The sequence below is a fragment of the Psychrobacter sp. TB20-MNA-CIBAN-0197 genome (assembly GCF_040309765.1).
GTDB lineage: Bacteria > Pseudomonadota > Gammaproteobacteria > Pseudomonadales > Moraxellaceae > Psychrobacter > Psychrobacter submarinus.
Genome location: NZ_JBEOPC010000007.1, coordinates 50,409 through 74,209 on the forward strand (window position 1 = coordinate 50,409; position 23,801 = coordinate 74,209).

A 23,801-nucleotide genomic window follows, 5' to 3' on the forward strand; every position below is an offset into this window, starting at 1 on the left:
CTAAAGGTAGTAAAAAGTATGCGTCTCGATAAATTTATCAGTAAAGCCACTGAGCTGTCACGCAAAGAGTCCAAAAAAATCCTCCACGCCTCTGAGGTCACCGTCAATGATGAGGTGGTCAAAGACCCTGGCCTACATGTCGATATTATCAATGATGAAGTGCTGTGGGCAGGCGAGCCGCTCTCGGTGGCGACGGGTAATCGTTATATCTTGCTGCATAAGCCTGAAGGTTTTGAGTGTACGTTAAAGGCCAAAGAGTATCCTATCGTCACCGAATTGATTGCCGTACCAGAGCTAGGCAGTTTACGTATCGCAGGTCGCTTGGATGTCGATACCACAGGCGCACTGCTGCTTAGTGATGATGGCGGCTGGCTACACCGCGTCACAAGTCCCAAGCACGAGCACGCCAAAGTCTATGAGCTAACGCTTGCTGATCCTATGAATGAGGAGGAGCAAGCCCGCGCAATCAAAAAGGTGGGCGAAGGTATCTTGTTAGAGGGCGACTATGAGCCGACCAAACCGGCTACCCTTGAGTTTATCGATGAGACCCATGCGCGTCTAACCTTGGAGCAAGGCAAATATCATCAGGTCAAACGTATGATGGGCTACTTCGGTAATAAAGTCGTCGAGCTGCATCGCGCTAGCATTGGCCATATTACTTTAGACGGGTTAGAGCGTGGCGATAGTCGCTTTTTAACGCCCGAGGAAGTAGAGAAATTTTAGGGATATTTATAAGTATATTTTTAGATTTACGGTAGGGTGCGCCTCGCGCACCTGACGTCTAAGTTGAGCTTTATAACTTGTTTTATCGGCCTCTATTGCGCCTCCCTCAAGCTCAAGTAGCGATTTGCAAAAGTAACTGGCAAACCCTCCGAAAATTTAGCTAATGTGCTAAAGTCCTGATATCTTTTCACTCTACTTTTTTAGATAGTGTTTTAAGACGAAATGCTGATTGCTATTGGTATATAAACGCTACTTGCTAGGATGACTGCTGTGAAACCACCTCTACTTAAACCTATTAGTTTTATTAGTGCGCTGCTATTAACGGCGACGGCTTGCGCCCAGCCTGCGACTTCAACCGATGAGAATATTAAGATGACGCAAAGTGCGGCAGCGGACAAAGTCAGTGCTGACACTGATAGCCATCTGCGCCAAGTATTGACCGAGGTTGGTATCAAAGCGCAAATCTTATCTATCGAACCCTCTAATTTGCCTAATATGTATCAGGTCAATCTAGCAGGACAGCCGCCACTCCATATCACCACTGATGGCAAATATGTCATCCAAGGCGAGCTACAAAAAAATCCAAGCCCACGTAAAGTGAAGCAAACCCCAACGCGAGCCACTAGTGCGCAAGCAGGCGAATATGTCAGCGCGGCGGTGAAATCATCGTTACTAGAGAATATGAGTGCGCTGAAAAACATGAGCGCTAAAACGCCGTTTTTTTATACCGCAGTGCCGGGCGTGATTTGGGGCGCAACATTAGAAGGCGTGCCGTTTTTACTCTCAGATGATGCGCAATACATTACTGATGGCGAGATATCGGTGATAGAGAATGGTCAATTCACAGGACTTGATGAGACTTTTGAAGCGAATAAAAACAAATCTGTCTTTGCCTCACTAGATGAGTCGCAGCTGATTACTTATCCGGCAACGACTACCGAGCGCGCCGTTATTTATGTTGCAACTGATGTGAATTGCCCGTACTGCCGAATGCTACATAAGCAAATGGCAGATCTCAATGCCAAAGGCGTCACCGTCAAGACTATCGGTTATCCTATATATGAAGCGTCACCTGCGCAGATGCGCGGGATCTGGTGTCAAGCGGATGAGGGCAGTCGCCGTAACGCTCTAGACAAGGCAATGCTACAAGGCCAGATGACGCCAGCGCCTGCCAGTTGTAACACGGATTACGTGACACCTAATCGTGAAAGGGCGGCAGGACTTGCAGTGATAGCGACGCCAGCGATATATCGTGAGGATGGCGTTTTATATCAAGCGAGCTTTGAGAGTCCTGAATTCTTAGAGTTTTTGGGCGTTCAGTAGTTAGCTCATTCACAGCTATTTTAAAATCTAAAACCCCATAGCAAAAGCGCGCTATAACTTGATAGTTTATAGCGCGCTTTTTGTGCGAATTGGTTTTAGAACTTAAATAGCACTTATGCCTTTAAAGTTCATAGAGAATCTTGATTTAAGGCAATACCACATCGATGATTTGCCAGTCAATAAAGCCCTGACGTTGCATCTCAACAGTGATGGGATAGCCTTTGACTTGCCCGCTAATGGTAAAGCAATTGATACCGCAATAGCTCAGACTAGGTTCGCTATCTTCTCCTTGCGCCGCTTGCTCCTCAAGCTCGCTGGCTTGTTTTTGCATGACCAGCTGTATTTGGTTTTTGACTACTGCATTGATATCACCGCGCTGAATGATGAGATCTTGAATGAGGTTTTTGAGATCGACTTGATTACTAGCGATGGCCCAAGCCGCAGCCAGCTCTTTGGTCGCGGTATTGGCTTGACCTTGGGTATTAATTAGGGTTTTGACATTGTCAGGGGTAACCGCGCCTGCCACTGCTTGACTGATAAAACTATCAGCCGCTTGCTCTAAGGGCGCGCCGCCAAGCTCAGCGACTAGTGGATACTTGCTCATGGTCAGCGCAAATTTATCCGTCAGCTGTCTATAGACGCTAGGACGGACTTGCTCGTAATCGATGGCTGCTGCGATAGTCGCGCCATCTTTAGCATCATAAGCGTTCTTTAGTTGATAAGCGCTGTAATAGGGCGAGCCGGCATAGACCACGACTGCCATAACGATGATCAATAAGATAAAGGCCGTTAGTTTTTTCATAATCAATGCTCTCTTACACCGAATTTCAAGTATGAACGCCTGCTTATAGGGCGCTAAATATTAGCACGACTTTAGCGCTTGATGTTATGAAAAACTAAATAATAATCAAGCTAAGAGGATATATAGTCGTTTCACTCTAAAAATGACATAGCGCTGCTGGGATGAATTTTATGCAGCATCGAAGGAACGCAGCACGCAAGTAAAATTTATACCAGTAGCGCACTTAATCTCATAACAATTTTACTTTAAACTGACTATAGGTACGATTATCTGCAGAATAAAACTACGCAGATAATAATTTCACAATTATTAAGCTTGATAAATCGCTGAGGCACCTCCATTAACAGGCCAAACTTTTATATCTTTATACCTTTATTTATTAATTGATTTGGTTAGCGCAGTACGTTGCTGATTTTACCGATACGCTATGATATTGATTTTGTGTTTCACATGAAACACTTTTGATGATTGAGGCGTAGTAGACGTAAGATTATTAGCAAGCATCACTGTGATGACGATAGGAGAGCTCATGAGTAAGCGCGATTTTTATGAAGTGTTAGGGGTCAGCAAAACGGCTGATAGCAAAGAGATAAAAAGAGCCTACCGCAAGCTGGCAATGAAATACCATCCCGATCGCAACTCTGATGACCCTGATGCCGAAGAAAAATTCAAAGAAGCGTCGATGGCTTATGAGGTGCTTAGTGACGAAGATAAGCGCTCAGCCTACGACCGTATGGGTCACGCTGCCTTTGAGAGCGGCATGGGAGGCGGTGGCGGCTTCGGCGGCGGCGGTAACTTCCAAGACATCTTTGGTGATATCTTTGGCAACTTCGGTGATATCTTCGGTCAAGCTCGCGGCGGTGGTAGTCGTACGCGCCGCGGCTCTGATCTTCGTTATGTCATCGAGCTAACGCTTGAGGAAGCGGTGCGCGGTTGCCAAAAAGAGATCAGCTTCACCGCGCCTGCGCCTTGTGATACTTGCGATGGTAAAGGGGCGAAAGACGCCTCTGATATCGTCACGTGCCAGACTTGTCATGGGCAAGGCCAAGTGCGTATGCAGCAAGGCTTCTTTGCTGTGCAGCAAGCGTGTCCGCAGTGCGGCGGTAGCGGTAAGCAAATCAAGAACCCATGCCCAGACTGTCATGGTAATGGCGTCCAAGAAAAATCTCGCACGCTTGAGGTTTCTATCCCAGCCGGCGTCGATGATGGCGACCGCGTGCGTCTAGCAGGTGAAGGCGAAGCGGGCGGCGCAGGTGTACAGAACGGCGATTTATATGTTGAAGTACGCGTGAAACCGCATGAGGTCTTTACTCGTCAAGGCGCAGATCTGTATATGGATGTGCCAGTGAGCATCACCGATGCCGCTTTAGGTAAAGAGGTCGAGATCCCAACTTTAGATGGCAAAGTCAAAATCAAAGTCGCCGAAGGCACGCAAAGCGGTAAGCTGCTGCGAGTACGCGGTAAAGGTGTGACGCCAGTGCGTACGACGATGAAAGGCGATCTGATTTGCCGCGTCATTATCGAAACGCCAGTCAATCTCACTCGCGAACAAAAAGATCTGTTACGCGAGTTTCAAGATACCTTGGACGGTGATAGCAAGCATCAACAATCGCCGCACAAAAAATCTTTCTTTAAAAAGATTGGCGAACTATTCGACTAAGCGTTAACTTTTGAGCTTTTTGACGTTATCAACAGGCCTAATAGTTTCATGTGAAACTATTAGGCTTTTTTATGTTTGCCTGTTAGTCGCAGCAAAAACAATTCATGCTATGATAATTAACATAACGCGTGCTAACAAGGCACTGCTAACCTATAAATATAGACCATGAGCTTTAGGACAAAAGTATGAGTAAGACACAAGCAAAAGAGATGATAAATATTGGCGTTATCGGAGCCGGCGGCCGTATGGGCCGTATGCTGATTGAGGCGGTACAGGACAATCCGCAAACGTCTCTCAGCGCTGCTATCGAGCGTGAAGGCTCAAGTCTGATTGGCACTGACGCTGGTGAGGTCGCCGCTATCGAGCGCTTAAATATCAAAATCGTCGATGATTTAGTCTCAGTGATCGATGATATCGATGTGCTCATTGACTTTAGCTTGCCGGATGCCACTGAGCAAAACATGCAGACTTGCGCTGAGCATAAAGTCGCGATGGTCATCGGTACAACAGGCTTCAATGAACAGCAGGAGCAAGTGCTCACCGAGGCCAGCAAACACATTCCTATCGTCTATGCGGGCAACTATTCAACTGGGGTCAACCTATCGCTCAAGCTACTAGGTATGGCTGCTAAAGCCTTTGGCAATGAGGCTGACGTTGAGGTCATCGAAGCGCATCATAAACACAAGATTGACGCGCCATCAGGCACTGCTTACATGATGGCCCAAGCCGTCGCTGAAGCTCGAGGGCAAAACCTAAAAGAGGTTGCAGTCTATGGCCGTGAAGGACAAACAGGCGCGCGCGAAGCAGGTAGCATAGGCATTCATGCGATACGCGGCGGCGAAATCATTGGCGATCACACTGTCATGTTTATCGCTGATGGCGAAGTGGTCGAGATTACTCACAGAGCACGTGCGCGCATGACCTTTGCAGCAGGGGCGGTACGCGCTACCACTTGGGTCATTCAGCAAAAAGCAGGGCAGTATAATATGCAAGATGTACTTGGGTTAAATGAGTAAGGCTGAATGAGTAGAGTTGGATAAGCGAGTTTTAAATAATTAGGATAGCTATAAGATGAACCGCTCACTGATGACGCTTTTGTTTTTAAGTGTAGGTACTAGCTTTGTTGTACCTGCGCAAGCCGCCTCTGCTCACAAAAGCGCCCAAACCTATGTCATCGATACTTACGGCGGTGATGCTCTACTGCCAGCCGTACGCCAACAGCTAAACAGTAGCCGTGACGGCGGCACAGTAAGTAGTTATCAAGATAAGCTTGTGCTACAAACCAGCGCGGCGAATTACAAGGCGGTGCAACAGCTCCTTGCGCAAATAGACACTCAGCCGCAGCCGCTGCTAGTCGCAGTACGAGTAGGCAGTAGTGGTAATATACAAAGTAATATCCGCCAAGGCCAAGTGATTATCAGCAAGCGTGGTATTCAAGGGACAGGTATAGTGAACCAAAGCGATAGTCAGCAGCAGAGCAATAGCTTATATCAAGTGCAAACGCTCTCAGGTAGCGCTGCCAGCATTAGCACCAATACGCTATATTCCTTAACGCAAAACTATCAGGCGACGGCTTATCGAAATAATCGCTATCCGTCTTATCATAGTCAGTCAGCTCAGATTATTATTCAGCAGCAAGTGTTATTGCCGAAAACGAGAGGCATTGCCGTCACCCCAAGACTACTGCCCAATGGACAAGTGGAAGTGCAGTTGTCGCAAGCAGAAGAGAAGCTACTCACTAGCCATTCTCGATATTACCAAAAAAACGCTATTGAAACACAAAGGCTAAATAGCACAGTTATCGTACCGCGCGGGCAATGGGTCACTATCGGACAAGTTATACAAAGCGCTCAAAATCAAAGCTCAGGCTTTGCTGGCAATCGTCGTAGTATGACTAGCACCAGTGCCCCGATTCAGCTATTGGTTCAGTAGTTGAGTTCTCCAGAACTAAGATGTTGTAGGATGCGCCATGCACACCATTAACTTAAATATGATGATTAAACATTCTAATCAAAAGTTATCTTAGTAAGTTAACGAGTAATTGCCTTGTTTTAACGACTTTCAGGTACGCGGGGCGCACCCTACGCCAAATATAAGTCATAAAAAAAGCGCAATACTTTAAATTTCAGTATTACGCTTTTTTTATGTAACTAACCAAGTATTAATCAAGATAAACCACTTCTAATGGCGGAAAGCCATTGAACTCGACAGACGAATAAGAGTTGGTATAAGCCCCCGTCGCGAGCCAATAAATTTTATCGCCAATCTCCAGCTCTTGGGGTAGCTGATAGTCGGTCTCTTCATACATGATATCAGCAGAGTCACAAGTCGGCCCTGCTAAAACCACTGTACCTGACGTGGTCGATGTTGCCATTTTTGGAGTATAAACGGGATATTTAATCGCTTCACCTAACGTTTCAATTAACCCTTGGAACAGCCCCACATCAGTATAAACCCAGCGCGTCTCCTCCTCATGCGATTTGCGAGAAATCAGCACCACTTCACTGACTAAGACCCCAGAGCTTGCCACCAGCGAGCGGCCGGGCTCCAGGATAATCTCTGGCATGTCGTCTATACCGTAGCTATCGACTAAGTATTGTTTTACCGATCCGGCGTAGTCTTGTATGGTATTGATTTGGTTGAGATACCGAGCAGGGAAGCCGCCGCCGAGGTTAATCATTTGTAGCTTAATGCCTTGCTCACTCATAAGCTTATCAAAGATATCTTTGACCATGACTAGGGCATCGTGCCAGACGGTCACTGATTTTTGCTGACTGCCCACGTGGAACGAAACTCCATAAGGCACTAAGCCAAGCTCTTTAGCTTGGATGAGCAGATCAACGGCCATATCAGGATGGCAACCAAACTTGCGCGATAATGGCCATTCAGCAGTGTCTGAGCCTTCTACCAAAATACGTACAAACACCTTTGAGCCAGGAGCCTGCTCAGCGATATTTTTGAGATCTGCTTCTGAGTCGGTTGCATACAGATCGATACCTTTATCAAAAGCGTATTTTACATGCTTTGCTTTTTTGATGGTATTGCCATAAGAGATACGCGAGGGCGCCACACCGCAGTCGAGCACCCGATCCAGCTCATAGATGGACGCGCAGTCAAAGTTTGAACCTAGCTCTGCTAATAGCTCAATCACTTGCACCGCAGGGCTAGCTTTCATTGCATAATGGACTTTTGCTTCGGGAAACAGGCCAATCATTTCATTGAATTTCAGTTTGATACGATTCAGATCAACGATCAAAAAAGGCGTGTCGCGACCCTCAGCGGCTTTGGTAAATTTGCCCCAAGCAGCAGGGTCAAAATATTGGTCAATTTTGATCATAGTCATAGCAATAAGCCTTTAGTAAAGATAAAAAAGAGGAAAGGGGTTTTTAGAAAGGAGGCATAAAAATGCATGTCAACATGAAGGTTTTGACATGCACTCAAAGGTTCGCTATTTAGACATTTGTAGCTTCAGGCTGTTTTGCGGCTTGTTGGCTTTGCTTTTCGCGTATCTTAAGCACTTTTTTGACTTTATCGCGGGCGCGAGTTTGTTTTAGGCGTGATAGATAATCGACAAAGATAACCCCATTGAGATGATCCATTTCGTGCTGAATACAAACAGCGAGTAAGCCTTCTGCTATCTCGTCAATAGCCTCACCATCAGCGTCTAAAGCTTCGATACGCACTTTACTTGGGCGCTCAACTTTATCATAGACATCAGGAACCGACAGACAGCCTTCTTCATAAGGCTGCTTTTCTTCGACTAGTGGCGTCACTTTAGGATTGATAAAGACCATGGGAGTATCTCTGTTTTCAGATAAGTCCATCACGATCAGTTGAATATGGCGATCCACTTGCGAGGCGGCAAGACCGATACCATCAGCGGCATACATAGTTTCAATCATGTCACTGATTAATGTTTTTATCTCAGCATCGACCTCTTTTACAGGGGCGGCGATAGTGCGCAAGCGCGGATCAGGGTAACTTAAAATAGGGAGTACTGCCATAGTGGCTTACCTCAGTCATGCAAATAGAATTGGCGTTATTATAAGGTAAATGGGGGCAAAAGTAACGATTATCAACAACTTGAGGTCGATTTCGTATTAGTAGATTTATGGGCAGTAACTAAAGCCTTCATAAAAAAAGACCTTATAATAATAAGGTCTTTTCAAATCGAGAGTGTAGCTAAACACTTGTTATAAAAGTGCTTATATTATACGCGGCGTTTATTGACAATCATCTCATACAAGAAGAGTAAGATAATAGCGCCAATCACTGAGAATATCAGACCGATAAAGCCGCCATCAGCATCGATACCGATTAGACCGGCAATAAAGCCACCAAGCATTGCACCTACAATACCGAGTACAATAGTCATAATCCAGCCCATCGCATCGTTACCTGGCTTAATAGCGCGCGCTAATAGACCTGCGACTAAACCAACAATGATCATCCATATAAAACCCATTATTATTCTCCTAATTGATTGAATGAATACATTGTAATCACTCCTTCGCCAGAAGAGTAAGCACGAAATGTTAGTAGTGTAGGGGCTGTGTGATAAAAGGTCCTGATTTGCTATCATTTGAATTGAATGCGTAAAGGGCTTGTAAAAACGATAAAAAAAGCGCCACTCACAATTTGAGGACGCTACATAGACTATGGCATGAGCTAAGAGTAAGGTTATTAGCGCTGAGTCGTTGCCAATGCTGCTAATAGGCGTTGGTGAATACCTTCAAAACCGCCGTTGGACATGATGATAATAGCATCACCCGCTCTAGCATGAGTAGTGAGATGCTCGATTATAGCGTCGGTACTACCAAGCACTTGCTGATTGCTTAAGTTGCTATTATGCTGCTGCGCTTGCGCTATGACGTCTTTGAGGCCCCACTCAAGGCCTGTAGGCTCGTACCAAAGTGTCTGATCGGCAAGCGCGGCCGAAGACGCTAGGCTGTCTTGATGAATACCCATCTTCATCGTGTTGCTGCGCGGTTCGATAACGGCCCAAACCTTTTGATTAGCCATTTTCTTTTTGGCACCATCCAACGTGGTGGTAATCGCGGTCGGATGATGAGCGAAATCATCAAAGACTAAGATATCCCCCACCTCACCGATCAGCTCCATACGCCGTTTGATACCGGCAAACTCAGATAGTGCGGCGCAGGCAGTTGCGATATCGACGCCAATATCATAAGCCGCTGCGATAGCGACTAGCGCATTATTGACATTATGCAAGCCGTTCATCGCCCAATCGACTACGGCCGTATTAATACTAGCCGCTTCATTACCAGCTATATTTTTAGCGCGTTTATCGCCATGAAAGCTCACTTCAAACTGGCTACCATCAGCACTGATAAGTCGGGCTTGCCATTCGCTCTTAGCTGCCGCGGTTTGAGCTTGCGCCGGATTCTTATCAGTATTATCGACAATAGAGGTGCGCCAAACGGGCGTCCAAACGCCTTTAGCTAAGGTATCTTCGAGGCTTGGCGTATTGACTGGCATAATAATTTGTCCGCTGCTCGGGATCATACGCAGCATATGATGAAACTGCGTCTGAATCGCTCCTAGATCAGCAAAAATATCAGCGTGATCAAACTCCAAATTATTCAAAATAGCGGTACGCGGGCGATAATGTACGAACTTTGAGCGCTTATCAAAAAACGCTGAATCATATTCGTCGGCTTCAATAACAAAGTAACCTAAATCCGAGGTATTTGTAAAATCAGCGCCTAAGTAGCTACTATGAGCGAAGACTTGTTGTAGACGCTTATCATCAGTATCGACTAACGGCACGCCGCCAATCAAAAACCCGCTATCAATCCCAGCATATTGTAATATCCAAGCGAGCATCGTCGTCGTTGTGGTCTTACCATGCGTGCCCGCCACTGCTATCACATGGCGCGATTGTAGTACTTGCTCCGATAAGAACTGCGGCCCTGAGGTATAGCGCAGTCCTTGATTGAGCATATACTCGACCACATCCATCCCGCGCTTCATCGCATTACCGACAACGACCAACTCAGGCGCAGGCTGTAGATGCTCGATATGATAGCCTTCCATAATCGTCACGCCAGCCTCTTGTAACTGAGTGGACATCGGCGGATAGACATTGGCATCTGAGCCCGTCACTTCATGCCCAAGCTCGCGGGCCAATAAGGCTAGTGAGCCCATAAAAGTGCCACAAATACCAAGAATATGAATATGCATAGACGTTTCGCACCGAATGATAAAAAGAGAAGAGTAAGTCGTGATATTTAGGACATTATTGTAAAGTAAAGCCTACGGTATAACCAATAAAATGCGTAAAAAAACGCCTAAAAAAACGCCTAGTCTATAGGCGTTAACATTATCTAAAGTTTACCGATTATTAGGGCGTGTTGAACATTCGACCATGGCACTGACAGAGACTATTTTTTAGGCGATTTGCAGATAAAAATGGTAAGTTTAGTCGTTCTAAGCGTCTATTTTTATCAATAAAGCGGCAAAAAATAGTCCTGTCCCTGTTGTTGTAGTTAGGGCTGATGCTAAAATCGCCCTAGTCGTTGCGAAAATCTAGCCAATGCAATAAGCATTATCTGCAATTTTCACTTAGACTAGAACTATTTTAGCTATCAGCAGTGCGCATTTGTGAATGTTCAACACGCCCTATTATGAACCAAAAAATATATACAAAGACTTATATTACTGGCGCGATAACGTGTAGTCATCGTCAGCGATGTTGTTATCATCTAGTAATACTAAATGGTTATTTTGAATAATATAGCTCTCTATACGTTGATCATCGTAAACAATCGTGATCTTGTCATCATCTTGACGATAAATACCGTTTTCAATTAACGAGTCGGTCGGCTCTTTTGGATTATCATAAATACTGGTTTTTACCACAGAGCCATCAGCAAATAAGTTTAGCAACACCTCTGTGCTGCTACAAAAAGAGCAGGGCATTACTCCCTTATAATCACCGATTAAAGTAGCCTGCATTTGACTGTCGTTTGTTGTAGTAGCATCCGAAGATGAGCGATCTACGGAGGATTTTCTATCCGATTTAGCCGTACTAATCAGCGACTCATCCTCTTCGCTACTAGTCCCATCGCTATTTGAGTTGGGGTCTATGGTCTCCTGCTCTGCAGCAATAGCATCGCTCTGCTTACTTGCAATCATCATTCTTTTATCAGTGCTAGGAGTCGAGGAGTGGCTATCACAGCCCGCAAGTAAAGCACAAATAGACAAAGGTAATAAGAGTTTCAAAGTCGAGCGAGAGCCACAATGAGCAGTCGTTGTGGCAAATTTAGAAAAAGAATATATCATGATCTTACCAACAGCAAACAGATGAGGATTAAGTGCAAGCTGACAACTAAGGTTAGCTCTACTTACAAAAGCTAGTATTAATGTCATTTAAGATGACAAGAGTGGCAAAGTAACCATACCTGCTTCTGATGTACTCACAGGACTGGTGTGCAGAGCCTTATTGCCACATTTTGTATATCTTTTGAAGATAAACGATTATTTATTCACCATCAACGGAAAAATATTATCGTAAGATAACAAACTGGAATGACCAAAATGTGTGGTTTTTGTTATAAAAGGAGGAGATTTGTATTTTAGGATTTGCCTCTCAGTGACAGACTTTTGATAAAAAAGTTACTGATACAGAGGACATTAATACGTAAAAGATAGAGTTAAGCGGTGATGCTGCAGCGAGACTGCGGGAGTACTAACTGCTAACTGCAGAAGTAGAAGACACTAAGCGAGGTTGCTATTTAGGAATAAGTTAGTTTAGGCATAAGTTAGTGCCGATTAGCCCGAGTGGGCACTATCAGCACTGATAGCACTGACAGCCTTTAAGTTTTTGAACGCAATATATTCATCAGTATGAGCAAGTGAACGATAATAAGAAAGCTAAAAAATATCAAAGATTGCTCTGGGATACTTAAACCCAAAAATGTCCAGTCAATAGTAGCGCACTCTCCAGAACCTGCGAACACTTGTTTTAGTACTTGCTGCATCGGTAGCGTATCAAGCCAATAGTCTAGGCCAGGGCCACAAGCAGGCACTTGATCAGCTGGCAGATGCTGGAGCCAGACATGACGAGCAGCAACGCCCGTCGCCCAGCCAATACCGACTAAGCTACCTAACCACAGACCAAACCTGATAAGTTTCGATTTTGGATTAAAAATAGCCGCTACGAGCGCAAAGCCGCCCATCACCATCAAACCGATACGCTGAAAGATACATAAAGGACAGGGAGAAAGCCCCATAGACTGCTGCAAAAAAAACAAGGCATAGCCCATGCCGATAGCGCTCATAATTACCAAAAACACTTGCATACTGCGATAAGAGGGTAGGCTTTGCATCAAATAAGTACTCTTAAAATAGGGGCTGGAGCTATGATTAGTAGCTAATTATGGCTGATTTCAGTTAAATGACTCATCCGCTAAGGCCATCTAGGCTTAACGGTACTGCTCAATGAAGTCCATAAAGTCTTCGGTGTCATTGGCTTCGATCTCGCTTTGTTGCAACAGCGACTTTTCAGCCAATACTTCATATTTTGCCTGCATATTAGGGCTTAAAGTATGCTGAAGGATAGCATCGCGATGCTGCTGCGCTAAGGTAAAGCCTAACTTCCACATACTGCCTAAGCGCATACTATCGGCATTAACTTGTGCTGAGATGGTCGACTCTGAATTACTCGCTTTACCTTGCATCAAAGCTACTGCTACGCGGTAATCATTACCGCCATGATGGGCGTCAAGTAATGCGGCTAGCGGTTGCATACTTGATAAATGTGCCAGCATCCAGCTTTGTAGCGACTGCTCTTCGCCATTATTTAGAATATGTAGATTATCCGAGCGGCCTTCGTTAACTACGCGCTCTAGATTAATCGCCAGCTCCTCTTCTTCTGCCGGCAACAAATCTGGCGACTCATTGAGTAAGCAGTACAGCGCCATAACCTCTAAGAAGCAAGCGCTTGAGAGGCGAATACCTACATCGCTATAAGGATCTAAGTCGATGGCACGAAATTCCACATAAGCGATACCGCGACGCTCTAGCGCTTCTGTCGGCGTCTCACCACGCGCGGCAATTTGTTTGGGGCGAATAGGACTGTAGTATTCGTTCTCTATTTGCAATATATGATCATTGATCTGGATAGGGTTACCCGCTTCATCATTTAGCCCAAGTGCCTTAAAGCTCTCATGCGGCGTTTGAATCGCGCGGCGTAGGCCTGCGACATACTCAGTGAGATCGTTATAGCGGATATCCAAATGTTCTTGAACGCTATTGGTATAGCCAAGCTTCCCCATACGTAGGCTCGTGGCAGCTGGTCTATAATAGGTTGACTCGTTCATCAGCTCCAAGTCATGCTCGCGGCCTGAGATGAAGCAAGGACAGACGCTAGGGCTAGCGCCTAGCAGATATAGAACTAAGCTTGTTAAGCGCTTAAAGTTACGGATGAGGCCTAAATACTTCTCGTTTTTGAACTCGGTCAGCGTCTGCGTCTGCGCGTCTGCAAGCTGCTTTTGCCACTGTATAAATAAACCATCGCCAAAAGATAGGTTATAATGCAGCCCCGCAATCGTCTGCATACGGCGACCATAACGAATACCAAGTCCACTACGATAAAGCGTTTTGAGCTTACCGGTATTGGAGCTACCATAATCAGCCAGTGGAATATCGGCATCATCTGCTGAGAGCATACAAGGCATAGACAACGGCCACATCAGCTCACCCTCTGGCAACGCCTGATAGACTAAGACATGCAGCTGACGCAGCATAGCCAAAGTATCTTTTGGCGTCGCTCTTGGGTCAGTGATAAGCTCAAGTAGACTCTCAGAGTAGTCCGTAGTGATGAACGGGTGGGTCAATTTTGAACCAAGCTTTGAAGGGTGCGGCGTTTGTGCCAAAAACCCATCTGATCTAACGCGCAGACCTTCTTTTTCGATACCGCGCAGCATGCCCATCAATAATTGGCTATCAAACCAACTTGGTATTTCAAAATCCACAAAGCTACTTGCAAAATTACTCATAATAGTCATCTATTGTTATTCATTATGGTAGAGCAACCCTTTACTAAGATTGGTTCAAATAGGGTTTGCTCAAATAAAACCGGCGCAAAACTGCAGCCAATTTGGCACTGTCGTTGCTATAAACCGTCGTCGCTATCAATTATATCAAAAGAGCGCTCCGTTTAGTTCAAAAGAGCGCTCCGTTTAGTTCAAAGTCAGTTTAGCCCAAAGATAATGCAAAAACCACGCACAATTACAATTTCAGTAACCTTCAGCGGTGAAAAAATCAGTTGGCTTAGCCAAAAAAGCACCTATAAAAAATAGATGCTTTAATAAAAACGTTTGATAAGCGGGCAGTGAAAAAAGCATTGTTAGATAGAAAACGAAGAGCCGCAGCCACAAGACGTGGTTGCATTGGGGTTATCTACGATAAAGCGCGCGCCCTCTAGCCCTTCAGTATAGTCAACGGTAGAGCCTTGTAAGTACTGATAACTGAGCGAATCGATCACCAAAGTGACATCACCATTATCAAAATTGGCATCGTCTTCATTCATATCACTGTCGAATCTAAAGCCGTAAGAAAAACCAGAACAGCCGCCGCCTGTCACATAAACGCGCAGCATAAGCTCCTTATCGCCTTCTTCTTCGCGTAGACGGCGCACTTTTTGGGCCGCGCTATCGGTTAGACTTAGCATAGTAGGATCGACCGGCTGACTAGCGCTTGGATCATATTGAGTAGTAGTTTGGGTCATAATCACCTCATTAGCGAATGCTTAACTGCTTGATGTCAGTAGTGTTTTGGCAGTATACCATAATTGGGGCTAGGCTTAACTTATCAAGAGTGATAAGCGTGTTTGATAAAACAGATAGACGATATTGAAATAAGTCTGACACCCCTCAATAAATGACTTAAAAATGAAACAGTTATTTATAAATAATGGTTTAATCGTTTGCCTATCCGCCAGTCGTTTGAAATAATAGCCACCAATTATGGCTGGCTTTGGCCTGTTTTTCTGTAAATTTTCATCATTGCCTCTTATAACTATTGACCTGCTAGCGACCGACTTAATCAGCTATTGATCGAATAATTGAGCGAATAAGTGCCGTGGTCGCTATAACTCCTGTGAGATAAAACCCCTTATGATCGAATTTAAAGACGTTAGTGTTCGCCGTGATGGTCGAGTGCTTTTCTCGGACGCCAGTTTCCAGTTGCACCCCAATCACAAAATAGGGCTGACGGGTAACAACGGCACCGGTAAATCAACGCTATTTGCCTTACTGTTGACACAAATGGGCGTAGGCGATACTGAAGTGACGCTCGATAAAGGCGAGGTGAGCATTCCTGAGAGCTGGCAGGTCGCACACATGGCGCAGGAAGTGGGGGCAAGTAGTCAAACGGCCATTGATTATGTCCTAAGCGGTGATGAGCAGTGGTATCAGCTCAATGAGGCGTTGAGTGATTTGAGCAATGTTAGCGATGAGCAGATTGGTATCTTGCATCAGCAGTTCGACGAGATAGATGGCTATCGTACGCCCACCAAAGCGGCGCAAATTATGGCGGGTCTTGGTTTTAAAGCCAGCCAACATGAGCAGCCGGTAGAGGGCTTTTCAGGGGGCTGGCGCATGCGTCTAAACCTCGCCAAAACCTTGATGAGCCGTGCCGATCTGATGCTGCTCGATGAGCCGACCAACCACTTAGACTTAGATGCTATTTTATGGCTTGAGACTTGGATCAATCAGTTCACAGGTTTAGTCATCGTCATCTCGCATGATCAGACTTTTTTGGATGCCACTGTCGATCATATTCTGCATGTCGAACAGCAAAAAATCACTCTCTACACCGGTAATTATCAGCAGTTTGTGCGCACCCGTCACGAGCGTATGGCGCAGCAGCAGCAAGCTTATGAGAAGCAGCAAGCAACCCGTGCGCACTTAGATGACTTTATCCGCCGTTTCCGTGCTAAAGCCAGCAAGGCTAAGCAAGCCCAAAGCCGTATCAAGCAGCTTGAGCGCATGGCGGAGCTGTCACCGATGATGGCGGATAACCCCTTTTCATTTAAGTTCTATGAGCCGGCGCACATGAGCACGCCGCTGATTGAGATGACCAAAGCTGACATCGGTTATAGTGATATCCCGCTGCTACATAATGCTAACGTACAAGTCACCCCAGATACGCGCCTCGGCTTACTCGGTATGAATGGCGCAGGTAAGTCGACTTTGATTAAAGCGTTGGTTGGTGAGTTAAAGGTACTCTCAGGCACATACCAAGTCTCTGATACTCTCAAGCTTGGCTACTTTAATCAGCATCAAATGGACGCTTTAGACGCCGCCGCCACACCGATGCAGATGCTACGTCGCCTCGCGGGCAAGACCTCTGATGCAACATTGCGCTCGTTTTTGGGCAGTTTTGATTTTCGTGGCGAGCGTATCGATACCCCAAGCGAGCTGTTCTCAGGGGGCGAGCGCGCACGCCTGACCTTGGCATTAATCGTTTGGCAGCGTCCTAACGTGCTCGTGCTCGATGAGCCGACTAACCACTTAGACTTACAAATGCGTCAAGCTTTGACTTTAGCGCTACAAGGGTTTCAAGGCGCGGTCGTGCTCGTCTCGCATGATCGCGAACTGATTGCTAACGTCTGTGATGAGCTCTATCTCGTCCATGACGGCCGGATCGACGAGTTCGCAGGCGATATTAGTGATTACGGAAAGTGGCTAGCGGAGAAGCGCAAACAAGAGAACGCGCAGGATAAAAATAGCAATAAACAAGCTAAAGACAAAAAGGCGCAAATGACTTTGGTTTCACGTGAAACGCACAATGCTGCTAAAAATAAAGAGGTTAAGCATAGTGAGTCAGTACAGGCTACAGCGACAACTAAAGCTGAGAGTCAGACGTCCAAAAACCCTGCTAGTACTTTGAGTAAAGAAGAGCAGCGTAAGTTGGCGGCTGAGCAGCGCAAACTGACCGCGCCTATACGCCGAGAAATCGAAAATACCGAAAAGGCATTGGCGAAGCTAGATGAGCAGCTAGCAAGCTTGGAGACTGAGCTTGCCGATACTGAGCTTTATGAAGCGCACCGCAAAGCCGACTTGATAGCGCTGCTTAACAAGCAAGCTTCGCTACAGCAGCAACATAACGATAAAGAGGAGAGCTTATTAGTAGCGATGACAAGTTTAGAAGAGATGGAGGCTAAGTTTAATTAAAATACCTGCTCAAAACTTTGAGCGAACACAAAAAAGGAGAGCTAATGCTCTCCTTTTTTTATACGATTGGGGTTTTTATATGATTGGGTCTTAAGACTTAAAACATTCGCGCGACAGGTTACTGTCTACGATATTTACCATCACCGTAAGAGAGTACTTTCATAGTCGTCGTACAAAGTTGGCAGTTTATCTTACCAGCAGCGCCTTTAGATAAATCTAAGATACGGCCGGGTGTAAAAGGACCTCTATCCGTGATTTTAACTATCACACTCTGCTTCGTCTTTTGGTTAGTTACCTTAACTTTAGTGCCGAACGGTAAGGTTTTATGTGCGGCGGTCATGGCATTCATATTGAAAATACTACCACTAGCGGTACGCTTACCGTGGAATTTACTACCATAATAGCTAGTATTACCAGCAAAAACGGTGGTACTCAGCGCTAATGACAACATGATAACTAAAGACTTGATTAAATAAGACATTTAACACCTATACGTAATTTATAAAATAGACAGATTCTCTTGCCTATATTATTTTCACTCCCTATGAGTGTAAACATTGCAGTATTTTACAGGATAAAGCTTGCTATATCCTTACAGATGTGTAAAAAATAAGACAAGTCAAATTGCAGTTAGCTTATAAGCTATTGATTCATAACCAAAGTTAATATCTTAAAGATTTCTATACAATGTAACTGGCAAACTTAAATCTACCCTGAAAATCTGTGTCGAGGCTGTTGATTACAAAGCCCCAAAAAGGTCGTAGCCATTGAGTAAAATTGATATTGTAGAAAAAAGTCTTATTATAGAAACAGATGATTCTAACTTTATAGCGTTTAATAAAATTTTCTCAATAAAATGATAAGGAAAAATAATGGCAGAAAAAAACTACTATGACATTTTAGGGGTAAAAAAAGACGCCTCAGACGCCGATATTAAGAAAAAGTATCGCAAACTAGTCCGTCAATATCACCCTGATGTCAGTGACGATCCAGATGCAGATAATAAAATCGCTGAGATTAATAACGCTTACGAGACACTTAGGGATAAAGATAAGCGTAGCGAATATGACGCTATGCTAGACAATCCTTTTGCGGGCCAAGCTGGTGCTGGTGGCTTTGGCGGATTTGGCGGTCAGTCGGCAGGCGCGCAAGGCGGCTTTCGCTGGGAAGATATCAAAGATCAGTTCGGTGACGGTGAAGCCTTTGGCGGTGGCGGTTTTCGTTTCGATGATATTTTCTCAGCTTTTGGGCGCGGTGCTCGCGGCTCTGCGGGCCAGTCGGCTGGTGGACCAAGTGGTTTTGATCAGTTCGGTGGTGGTTTTGGCCAAGATAGCAAAGGCCAAGATCAGCATGCTGAGATCAGTGTCGATCTCGCTTCGGTCTATAGCGGCGACGACTATAGTATTAAGTTAAATGTCCCTGTCCGTCAGCCTAATGGTAGTGTGGGTTATGAGAATAAAACCCTGAAGATTAAAATTCCTAAAGGCATCACTGATGGCAAGCAAATCCGCCTAGCAGGGCAAGGCGCTGCCGGTATCGGAGGTGGAAAAAACGGAGATCTATTCCTTAAAGTCACCATCACTGCTGCCGATAATATTCGCTTGGAAGGCGCTAATGTTTACCAAACGGTGAATATCACTCCGTGGGAGGCGGCGTTGGGCGAAAAAATCAATGTCACGACTCCTGCAGGTAAGCTCGGCGTCACTATTCCGAGTAATAGCAAATCAGGAAGTAATCTGCGTTTGAAGGGCAAGGGTATCCCTGCAAAACAAGCGGGAGACTTATACTTGACCCTAAATATCGTCAATCCAGAAGTCACCACGGACGAAGCTAAGCAAGCTTATGAGCAGCTAAAACAAGCCTTTGCTCATACTAGCATCAGTCGCTAGTGAGCAAAATGGTCATAAGAGAGCTAAAGTTAGACAGATGATGAGAGATATAGCATAAACGAGGATAATAATGATGAAACACTCGCCTGAATTAACCGACATAGTTATGAGTTTTGATGAATTAGTGTCTGCTTGTGGTCAAGAGCCGCAGTGGGTTATCGCCTTAATAGAAGAAAATATCATTGAGTATGATGTGCCTGAGAGTCAGCAGTTCACTGGCTATCAGCTGACCACCGTGCGCCGTGCCTCACGTCTTAGTCGTGATTTTGAAGCGAGCGTACCGGCTATTGGTTTGATACTTGAGCTGTTAGATGAAGTGGAGCAGCTGCGTCAGTTTAAACGCCAGCTGGAGATGCAGACGCCTGTGATTGAGGTCGAAGTAGATCACTTAAAGTAAGCTATTGAAAGCTTAAACCTGACTTGCATACAAGTTTCAAAGTATAAAAAGGGCACCTGAGTGCCCTTTTTTTTGTCCTTGAGTTTTGATTAAAACGTCGTTAAAGCTTAATACGCTAACGGGCGTATTTGGGATCAGCAGCAGCGGTGAATAGTATATCGGTTGACGAGTTAAGCGCTGTCTCCGCAGAGTCTTGAATGACGCCAATAATAAAGCCAACGGCCACCACTTGCATCGCAATATCGTTAGGAATGCTAAATAGACTTGCGGCCAATGGAATGAGCAGTAATGAGCCGCCAGGTACGCCCGACGCGCCGCCAGCACTGACTGTCGCCACTAAGCTTAGCAATAAAGCGGAGGCAAAGCTGACCTCAATACCCAAAGTGTGCGCAGCAGCTAAGGTGAGCACATTAATGGTAATCGCCGCACCGGCCATGTTAATAGTAGCACCGAGCGGAATGGTGACTGAATAAGTATCTTCGTGCAGACCAAGCTTGTGAGCAAGGTTCATATTCACAGGAATATTAGCCGCTGATGAGCGGGTAAAAAAGGCGGTAATACCAGACTCACGCAGGCAAGTCAGTACTAGCGGATAAGGGTTTTTGCCGGTTTTGACTAATACAATTAAAGGGTTAGCAACTAGAGCGATAAACAGCATACAGCCAACCAATACCATCAAAATATTGGCATAGCCTTTTAGCGCCTCAAAGCCTGTTTCAGCGACAGTATTGGCGACCAACCCTAAGATACCAAAAGGTGCGAGGGCAATGACCCATTTGACCACTTGTGATATCGCATCAGCAAAGTCGCTCACGACACCGCGCGTAGTATCACCAGCTTGACGCAGCGCAAAACCGATAATAATCGCCCATGCTAAGATACCGATATAGTTGGCATTCGCTACAGCGTTGACAGGATTGGCCACTAGGCTCATGAGCAAGTTGGTTAGCACCTCTTTTAGATTGGCAGGCGGTACTTGCTCGATATTGGCATTGACTAGGACCATCTCAATCGGGAACAAGAAGCTGGCACCAACGGCAGTCAATGCGGCCAAAAAAGTGCCAAACATATACATAATAAGGACAGGTTTGACGTAGACCTCATCACCACTGCGCTGCTTACTGATAGCGGCTAATACTAATACAAACACGAGTATAGGTGCTACGGCTTTGAGCGCGCCGACAAATAAAGTTCCTAATATTCCTAAAGCTATACCAGCGCTAGGGGCCAGCCAGCCAATCAGCACACCCAGCACCAGACCGACGATAATAAGCGGCACTAACCCTATCCGTTGATACATTGCTATCAATGAACGCATCTTTATCCCTCTAATAAACGATAATCAAAAAATACAAAGCCTATAATAATCGAAAGATAGTAGCATTTTTTGTGATATTCACCTAATGCTCTGCGACCTCGAGAGCGCAATAGCTAAGATGATAATCAACTATATAGATGTTTTAGATGCGCTCGAAGTAGAGCGACTAATGACAGAGAGGGTTTTATTTGTGAAGATTAGCGGCTGTTAAAGCTTTTATACTTTAAAATGAGTGAGCTCATAATCAAGCTGTTGGTAGTGTTTATATTTATAACGGCCTTGGGCGACGCTAGCATCATCGGGTAGGATAATCTCTAGCAGACGGCTAGGCAGCGCGTTGCTCGTTGACGAGATATAATCATTGATGGGGCGGGGAGTGGTATTGATGACGATACCGCTAAAGTCTGACGGCAGCTGTGATGCTAAGAGCACAGGCGCTGCAGAATTGTTATCAGTACTCGCCGTCGCCTCACTATTGCTAGCGCTTAAGCGCTGATGCGGAATAAAGCTTGCCGCATCATTGGCCCATAACGCTTCATCAAGCTCGCTCAGCAGTTGTTCATTATCCGACAGAATAACCAGCGACTGTGTGCTCTTATTTAAGGCAGTTTGAGTGAGCTGACAAATAAAGCCCAAGAAATCTTGGGCTTTACTCGCGCTTAAGACATAAAAACTAACGGTTAGTTTTGACATGTTTGGTACTTAAGCCTTATGAAGTGTCTGATCATACAGCACTGTTTATGCCATATCGACGCTGTTTTTGAGATATTGCATAAATAGAGGGACTGGGCGACCGGTAGCGGCTTTTTCTTTACCAGAGTTCCATGCGGTACCAGCAATGTCCAAATGTGCCCAGGCTTGGCCTTCTTCTACGAAGCGCGATAAGAAACAAGCAGCAGTGACGGCGCCAGCACCTTTACCACCGATATTTTGCATGTCGGCGATAGGTGAGTCAAGCAATGACTGATACTCATCATCTAACGGCATGTGCCAGATAAGATCGCCTGATTGAGCGCTAGCATTCTCAAGCTCGAACAGTACGTCTTCATCATTACTAAACACCGCTGAGCGCACGTGACCTAAAGCGACGACGCAAGCGCCAGTCAAAGTGGCCACATCGATGATCGCTTTTGGATTATAGCGCTGGATATAGCATAGAGTATCAGCTAGCACCAAGCGGCCTTCAGCATCAGTATTTAAGATCTCAACTGACTTGCCATTCATGGCTTTGACGATATCACCAGGACGCGTGGCTTCCCCTGACGGCATATTTTCAGCACAAGCGAGCGCGCCGACGACGTTAATAGGCAGACGCGCTTCACATAGCGCTTGGATAGTACCCAAGACTGACGCTGAGCCGCCCATATCAAATTTCATCTCATCCATCGCCGCGCCTGGCTTGATAGAGATACCGCCGGAGTCAAAGGTGACGCCCTTACCGACTAATACAATAGGGGCATCACTGTTGCTGCCTTTTTTCGTATTGGCTTTTAAAGGCAGCTTATCTGCAATCGCTTTTAGACCAGCTTTGGCAGCGCTGCTAGCGTTATCGCGATAACTGGCTGAATGGTTAGCGGTAAATTTCGACTTACCTTGATATTCCATAATCACCAACTTGCCCTCGCGGACTGAGCCTCTAGAGACCGCTAAGAAGCACTCCATACCGAGCGCTGACATCTCTTCTTCACCTAATACAGTGACTTTTAGGATATCAGAGTATTTTTTGCCCAGCTCCTGCGCTTGCTCTGCCATATAAGCTGGGAAGCAGATGTTACCTGGCTCATTAGCGACATCGCGAGTCAAGCTTTGACCGACAAACACTGACTGCGCGAAGTCTAAAGCGGACTGCAAGCTATTATCAGCGAGCAAGTAGATATCAGTTAATACCGGAGCGGTTTGCTCTGATTTGTATTTATCAAAGCGATAAGTCGCTGCTAGCAGGTTCAGAGCAAATTGGCTAAACTCGTTTTCTTGTAGAGCATCGCCGAGCGCGATAGTTAAGGAGGCGACGCGTTTTTGCGTTGATTGATAAATGGTCTTAGCGATTTTTTGTAGTGCGCTGTGGTTGAGCTTATCTATGGCGCCTACGCCAACGATTAATAATTGTAGCGGATTGGCTTTAGTGGTTTTTTTATCACCAGCTAAGGCATAGTCAGCGACCGTTTCGCAGGCTTTGCCACTGAAATGTGAGACTGCCATCAACTGCTCAATACGCTCTTGATACTCTGTCAATGAGTCGCTTGCCAAGATGTTTTTGTTATTATCGACTAAGACCACTAAACAGCTCGAGTCTTTGTCTTTGGCTTCTTTTTTTAGTATTTTTTGGGTATGCGTTTTTGGCAGTTGTGCGGTTAGCTTAATATTCATATAGTTTTGTCCTTATTAGAGTTATGAAAAACAAGAATGCTGAGCAAAGAAGGTCGTGAACCTACTACAGCTTATATGACAGTCTAACATATTGATGACAGCGCGACTGTTCCGTAAGGG

General features: G+C 45.5%; 21 protein-coding genes. 8 read left to right on the forward strand and 13 right to left on the reverse strand.

The window, feature by feature from the left end:
- Nucleotides 1–18 precede the first annotated feature (18 nt).
- Together AAEY83_RS03505 and AAEY83_RS03510 are read left to right on the forward strand one after the other, a co-directional pair.
- Entirely contained in the window at nt 19–723 is a 705-nt protein-coding gene (locus AAEY83_RS03505) for a pseudouridine synthase (RefSeq protein WP_025645373.1), read from the forward strand.
- Nucleotides 724–984: 261 nt separating this feature from the next.
- On the forward strand, nt 985–2,046 hold the full coding sequence (locus tag AAEY83_RS03510; protein WP_227501920.1) for a disulfide isomerase DsbC N-terminal domain-containing protein: 1,062 nt from the start codon (nt 985–987) through the stop codon (nt 2,044–2,046).
- Between the two features lie 145 nt (nt 2,047–2,191).
- Here the strand turns inward: AAEY83_RS03510 and AAEY83_RS03515 are convergent, their stop codons facing one another.
- Nucleotides 2,192–2,848 (reverse strand): DUF2939 domain-containing protein, encoded by a 657-nt coding sequence (locus AAEY83_RS03515; protein ID WP_025645376.1) that lies wholly within the window; start codon nt 2,846–2,848, stop codon nt 2,192–2,194.
- A gap of 529 nt (nt 2,849–3,377) precedes the next feature.
- On the opposite strand from AAEY83_RS03515, the gene dnaJ reads away from it, so the two are divergent.
- The 3 genes from dnaJ (at nt 3,378) to AAEY83_RS03530 (ending at nt 6,440) form a co-directional block, all read left to right on the forward strand.
- The gene (dnaJ, locus tag AAEY83_RS03520; protein ID WP_025645377.1) at nt 3,378–4,508 is read left to right on the forward strand and encodes a molecular chaperone DnaJ; all 1,131 of its coding nucleotides are present in this window, start codon (nt 3,378–3,380) and stop codon (nt 4,506–4,508) included.
- A gap of 185 nt (nt 4,509–4,693) precedes the next feature.
- Nucleotides 4,694–5,524 carry a 4-hydroxy-tetrahydrodipicolinate reductase gene (gene dapB, locus AAEY83_RS03525; RefSeq protein WP_025645379.1) on the forward strand — a complete coding sequence of 277 codons (831 nt, stop codon included), beginning with the start codon at nt 4,694–4,696 and terminating at the stop codon, nt 5,522–5,524.
- Nucleotides 5,525–5,579: 55 nt separating this feature from the next.
- Nucleotides 5,580–6,440: a secretin GspD/PilQ domain-containing protein gene (locus tag AAEY83_RS03530; protein WP_025645381.1), complete on the forward strand. Its 861-nt coding sequence runs from the start codon at nt 5,580–5,582 to the stop codon at nt 6,438–6,440.
- Between the two features lie 229 nt (nt 6,441–6,669).
- Here AAEY83_RS03530 and AAEY83_RS03535 read toward each other — a convergent pair whose 3' ends face one another.
- The 8 genes from AAEY83_RS03535 to erpA all read right to left on the reverse strand — a co-directional run bounded on the left by AAEY83_RS03535 (nt 6,670) and on the right by erpA (nt 15,204).
- Nucleotides 6,670–7,845 carry a type III PLP-dependent enzyme gene (locus tag AAEY83_RS03535; protein ID WP_025645383.1) on the reverse strand — a complete coding sequence of 392 codons (1,176 nt, stop codon included), beginning with the start codon at nt 7,843–7,845 and terminating at the stop codon, nt 6,670–6,672.
- Between the two features lie 115 nt (nt 7,846–7,960).
- Nucleotides 7,961–8,512 carry a peptide deformylase gene (def, locus tag AAEY83_RS03540; protein WP_025645385.1) on the reverse strand — a complete coding sequence of 184 codons (552 nt, stop codon included), beginning with the start codon at nt 8,510–8,512 and terminating at the stop codon, nt 7,961–7,963.
- Nucleotides 8,513–8,718: 206 nt separating this feature from the next.
- On the reverse strand, nt 8,719–8,973 hold the full coding sequence (locus tag AAEY83_RS03545) for a GlsB/YeaQ/YmgE family stress response membrane protein (RefSeq protein ID WP_025645387.1): 255 nt from the start codon (nt 8,971–8,973) through the stop codon (nt 8,719–8,721).
- Between the two features lie 218 nt (nt 8,974–9,191).
- On the reverse strand, nt 9,192–10,712 hold the full coding sequence (mpl, locus tag AAEY83_RS03550) for a UDP-N-acetylmuramate:L-alanyl-gamma-D-glutamyl-meso-diaminopimelate ligase (protein ID WP_025645390.1): 1,521 nt from the start codon (nt 10,710–10,712) through the stop codon (nt 9,192–9,194).
- A 474-nt stretch (nt 10,713–11,186) separates the two neighbouring features.
- Nucleotides 11,187–11,813, reverse strand: a complete 627-nt coding sequence (locus tag AAEY83_RS03555; RefSeq protein ID WP_198013341.1) for a copper resistance protein NlpE N-terminal domain-containing protein — start codon at nt 11,811–11,813, stop codon at nt 11,187–11,189.
- A 533-nt stretch (nt 11,814–12,346) separates the two neighbouring features.
- Nucleotides 12,347–12,859 (reverse strand): disulfide bond formation protein B, encoded by a 513-nt coding sequence (locus tag AAEY83_RS03560; protein ID WP_025645394.1) that lies wholly within the window; start codon nt 12,857–12,859, stop codon nt 12,347–12,349.
- A 96-nt stretch (nt 12,860–12,955) separates the two neighbouring features.
- Nucleotides 12,956–14,530: a glutamate--cysteine ligase gene (gshA, locus tag AAEY83_RS03565; protein ID WP_025645396.1), complete on the reverse strand. Its 1,575-nt coding sequence runs from the start codon at nt 14,528–14,530 to the stop codon at nt 12,956–12,958.
- A gap of 350 nt (nt 14,531–14,880) precedes the next feature.
- Nucleotides 14,881–15,204: an iron-sulfur cluster insertion protein ErpA gene (gene erpA / locus AAEY83_RS03570; protein WP_037059055.1), complete on the reverse strand. Its 324-nt coding sequence runs from the start codon at nt 15,202–15,204 to the stop codon at nt 14,881–14,883.
- Between the two features lie 445 nt (nt 15,205–15,649).
- On the opposite strand from erpA, the gene AAEY83_RS03575 reads away from it, so the two are divergent.
- Complete coding sequence (locus AAEY83_RS03575; protein WP_025645400.1) at nt 15,650–17,710, forward strand: ATP-binding cassette domain-containing protein; 2,061 nt, start codon at nt 15,650–15,652, stop codon at nt 17,708–17,710.
- Between the two features lie 118 nt (nt 17,711–17,828).
- On the opposite strand, the gene AAEY83_RS03580 is transcribed toward AAEY83_RS03575, so the two are convergent.
- On the reverse strand, nt 17,829–18,191 hold the full coding sequence (locus AAEY83_RS03580; protein WP_025645402.1) for a septal ring lytic transglycosylase RlpA family protein: 363 nt from the start codon (nt 18,189–18,191) through the stop codon (nt 17,829–17,831).
- Nucleotides 18,192–18,582: 391 nt separating this feature from the next.
- Here AAEY83_RS03580 and AAEY83_RS03585 point away from each other — a divergent pair, with 391 nt between their 5' ends.
- Together AAEY83_RS03585 and AAEY83_RS03590 are read left to right on the forward strand one after the other, a co-directional pair.
- A complete protein-coding gene (locus AAEY83_RS03585) occupies nt 18,583–19,599 on the forward strand; it encodes a DnaJ C-terminal domain-containing protein (protein WP_025645404.1) in 1,017 nt (338 codons plus the stop codon).
- Nucleotides 19,600–19,672: 73 nt separating this feature from the next.
- On the forward strand, nt 19,673–19,996 hold the full coding sequence (locus AAEY83_RS03590; protein ID WP_025645407.1) for a chaperone modulator CbpM: 324 nt from the start codon (nt 19,673–19,675) through the stop codon (nt 19,994–19,996).
- Between the two features lie 115 nt (nt 19,997–20,111).
- On the opposite strand, the gene sstT is transcribed toward AAEY83_RS03590, so the two are convergent.
- The 3 genes from sstT to AAEY83_RS03605 form a co-directional block, all read right to left on the reverse strand.
- Nucleotides 20,112–21,314 carry a serine/threonine transporter SstT gene (gene sstT / locus AAEY83_RS03595; protein WP_025645409.1) on the reverse strand — a complete coding sequence of 401 codons (1,203 nt, stop codon included), beginning with the start codon at nt 21,312–21,314 and terminating at the stop codon, nt 20,112–20,114.
- Nucleotides 21,315–21,530: 216 nt separating this feature from the next.
- Nucleotides 21,531–22,007 carry a DNA polymerase III subunit chi gene (locus tag AAEY83_RS03600; RefSeq protein ID WP_025645411.1) on the reverse strand — a complete coding sequence of 159 codons (477 nt, stop codon included), beginning with the start codon at nt 22,005–22,007 and terminating at the stop codon, nt 21,531–21,533.
- Between the two features lie 45 nt (nt 22,008–22,052).
- A complete protein-coding gene (locus AAEY83_RS03605; RefSeq protein WP_025645415.1) occupies nt 22,053–23,681 on the reverse strand; it encodes a leucyl aminopeptidase in 1,629 nt (542 codons plus the stop codon).
- Between the last annotated feature and the right edge of the window lie 120 nt (nt 23,682–23,801).

Bases quoted from the DNA above. Each gene is read 5' to 3' on its own strand.
- AAEY83_RS03505 (WP_025645373.1), top strand. From the start codon at position 19: ATGCGTCTCGATAAATTTATCAGTAAAGCCACTGAGCTGTCACGCAAA.
- AAEY83_RS03510 (WP_227501920.1), top strand. From the start codon at position 985: ATGACTGCTGTGAAACCACCTCTACTTAAACCTATTAGTTTTATTAGT.
- AAEY83_RS03515 (WP_025645376.1), bottom strand. From the start codon at position 2,848: ATGAAAAAACTAACGGCCTTTATCTTATTGATCATCGTTATGGCAGTC.
- dnaJ (WP_025645377.1), top strand. From the start codon at position 3,378: ATGAGTAAGCGCGATTTTTATGAAGTGTTAGGGGTCAGCAAAACGGCT.
- dapB (WP_025645379.1), top strand. From the start codon at position 4,694: ATGAGTAAGACACAAGCAAAAGAGATGATAAATATTGGCGTTATCGGA.
- AAEY83_RS03530 (WP_025645381.1), top strand. From the start codon at position 5,580: ATGAACCGCTCACTGATGACGCTTTTGTTTTTAAGTGTAGGTACTAGC.
- AAEY83_RS03535 (WP_025645383.1), bottom strand. From the start codon at position 7,845: ATGATCAAAATTGACCAATATTTTGACCCTGCTGCTTGGGGCAAATTT.
- def (WP_025645385.1), bottom strand. From the start codon at position 8,512: ATGGCAGTACTCCCTATTTTAAGTTACCCTGATCCGCGCTTGCGCACT.
- AAEY83_RS03545 (WP_025645387.1), bottom strand. From the start codon at position 8,973: ATGGGTTTTATATGGATGATCATTGTTGGTTTAGTCGCAGGTCTATTA.
- mpl (WP_025645390.1), bottom strand. From the start codon at position 10,712: ATGCATATTCATATTCTTGGTATTTGTGGCACTTTTATGGGCTCACTA.
- AAEY83_RS03555 (WP_198013341.1), bottom strand. From the start codon at position 11,813: ATGATATATTCTTTTTCTAAATTTGCCACAACGACTGCTCATTGTGGC.
- AAEY83_RS03560 (WP_025645394.1), bottom strand. From the start codon at position 12,859: ATGCAAAGCCTACCCTCTTATCGCAGTATGCAAGTGTTTTTGGTAATT.
- gshA (WP_025645396.1), bottom strand. From the start codon at position 14,530: ATGAGTAATTTTGCAAGTAGCTTTGTGGATTTTGAAATACCAAGTTGG.
- erpA (WP_037059055.1), bottom strand. From the start codon at position 15,204: ATGCTAAGTCTAACCGATAGCGCGGCCCAAAAAGTGCGCCGTCTACGC.
- AAEY83_RS03575 (WP_025645400.1), top strand. From the start codon at position 15,650: ATGATCGAATTTAAAGACGTTAGTGTTCGCCGTGATGGTCGAGTGCTT.
- AAEY83_RS03580 (WP_025645402.1), bottom strand. From the start codon at position 18,191: ATGTCTTATTTAATCAAGTCTTTAGTTATCATGTTGTCATTAGCGCTG.
- AAEY83_RS03585 (WP_025645404.1), top strand. From the start codon at position 18,583: ATGGCAGAAAAAAACTACTATGACATTTTAGGGGTAAAAAAAGACGCC.
- AAEY83_RS03590 (WP_025645407.1), top strand. From the start codon at position 19,673: ATGAAACACTCGCCTGAATTAACCGACATAGTTATGAGTTTTGATGAA.
- sstT (WP_025645409.1), bottom strand. From the start codon at position 21,314: ATGCGTTCATTGATAGCAATGTATCAACGGATAGGGTTAGTGCCGCTT.
- AAEY83_RS03600 (WP_025645411.1), bottom strand. From the start codon at position 22,007: ATGTCAAAACTAACCGTTAGTTTTTATGTCTTAAGCGCGAGTAAAGCC.
- AAEY83_RS03605 (WP_025645415.1), bottom strand. From the start codon at position 23,681: ATGAATATTAAGCTAACCGCACAACTGCCAAAAACGCATACCCAAAAA.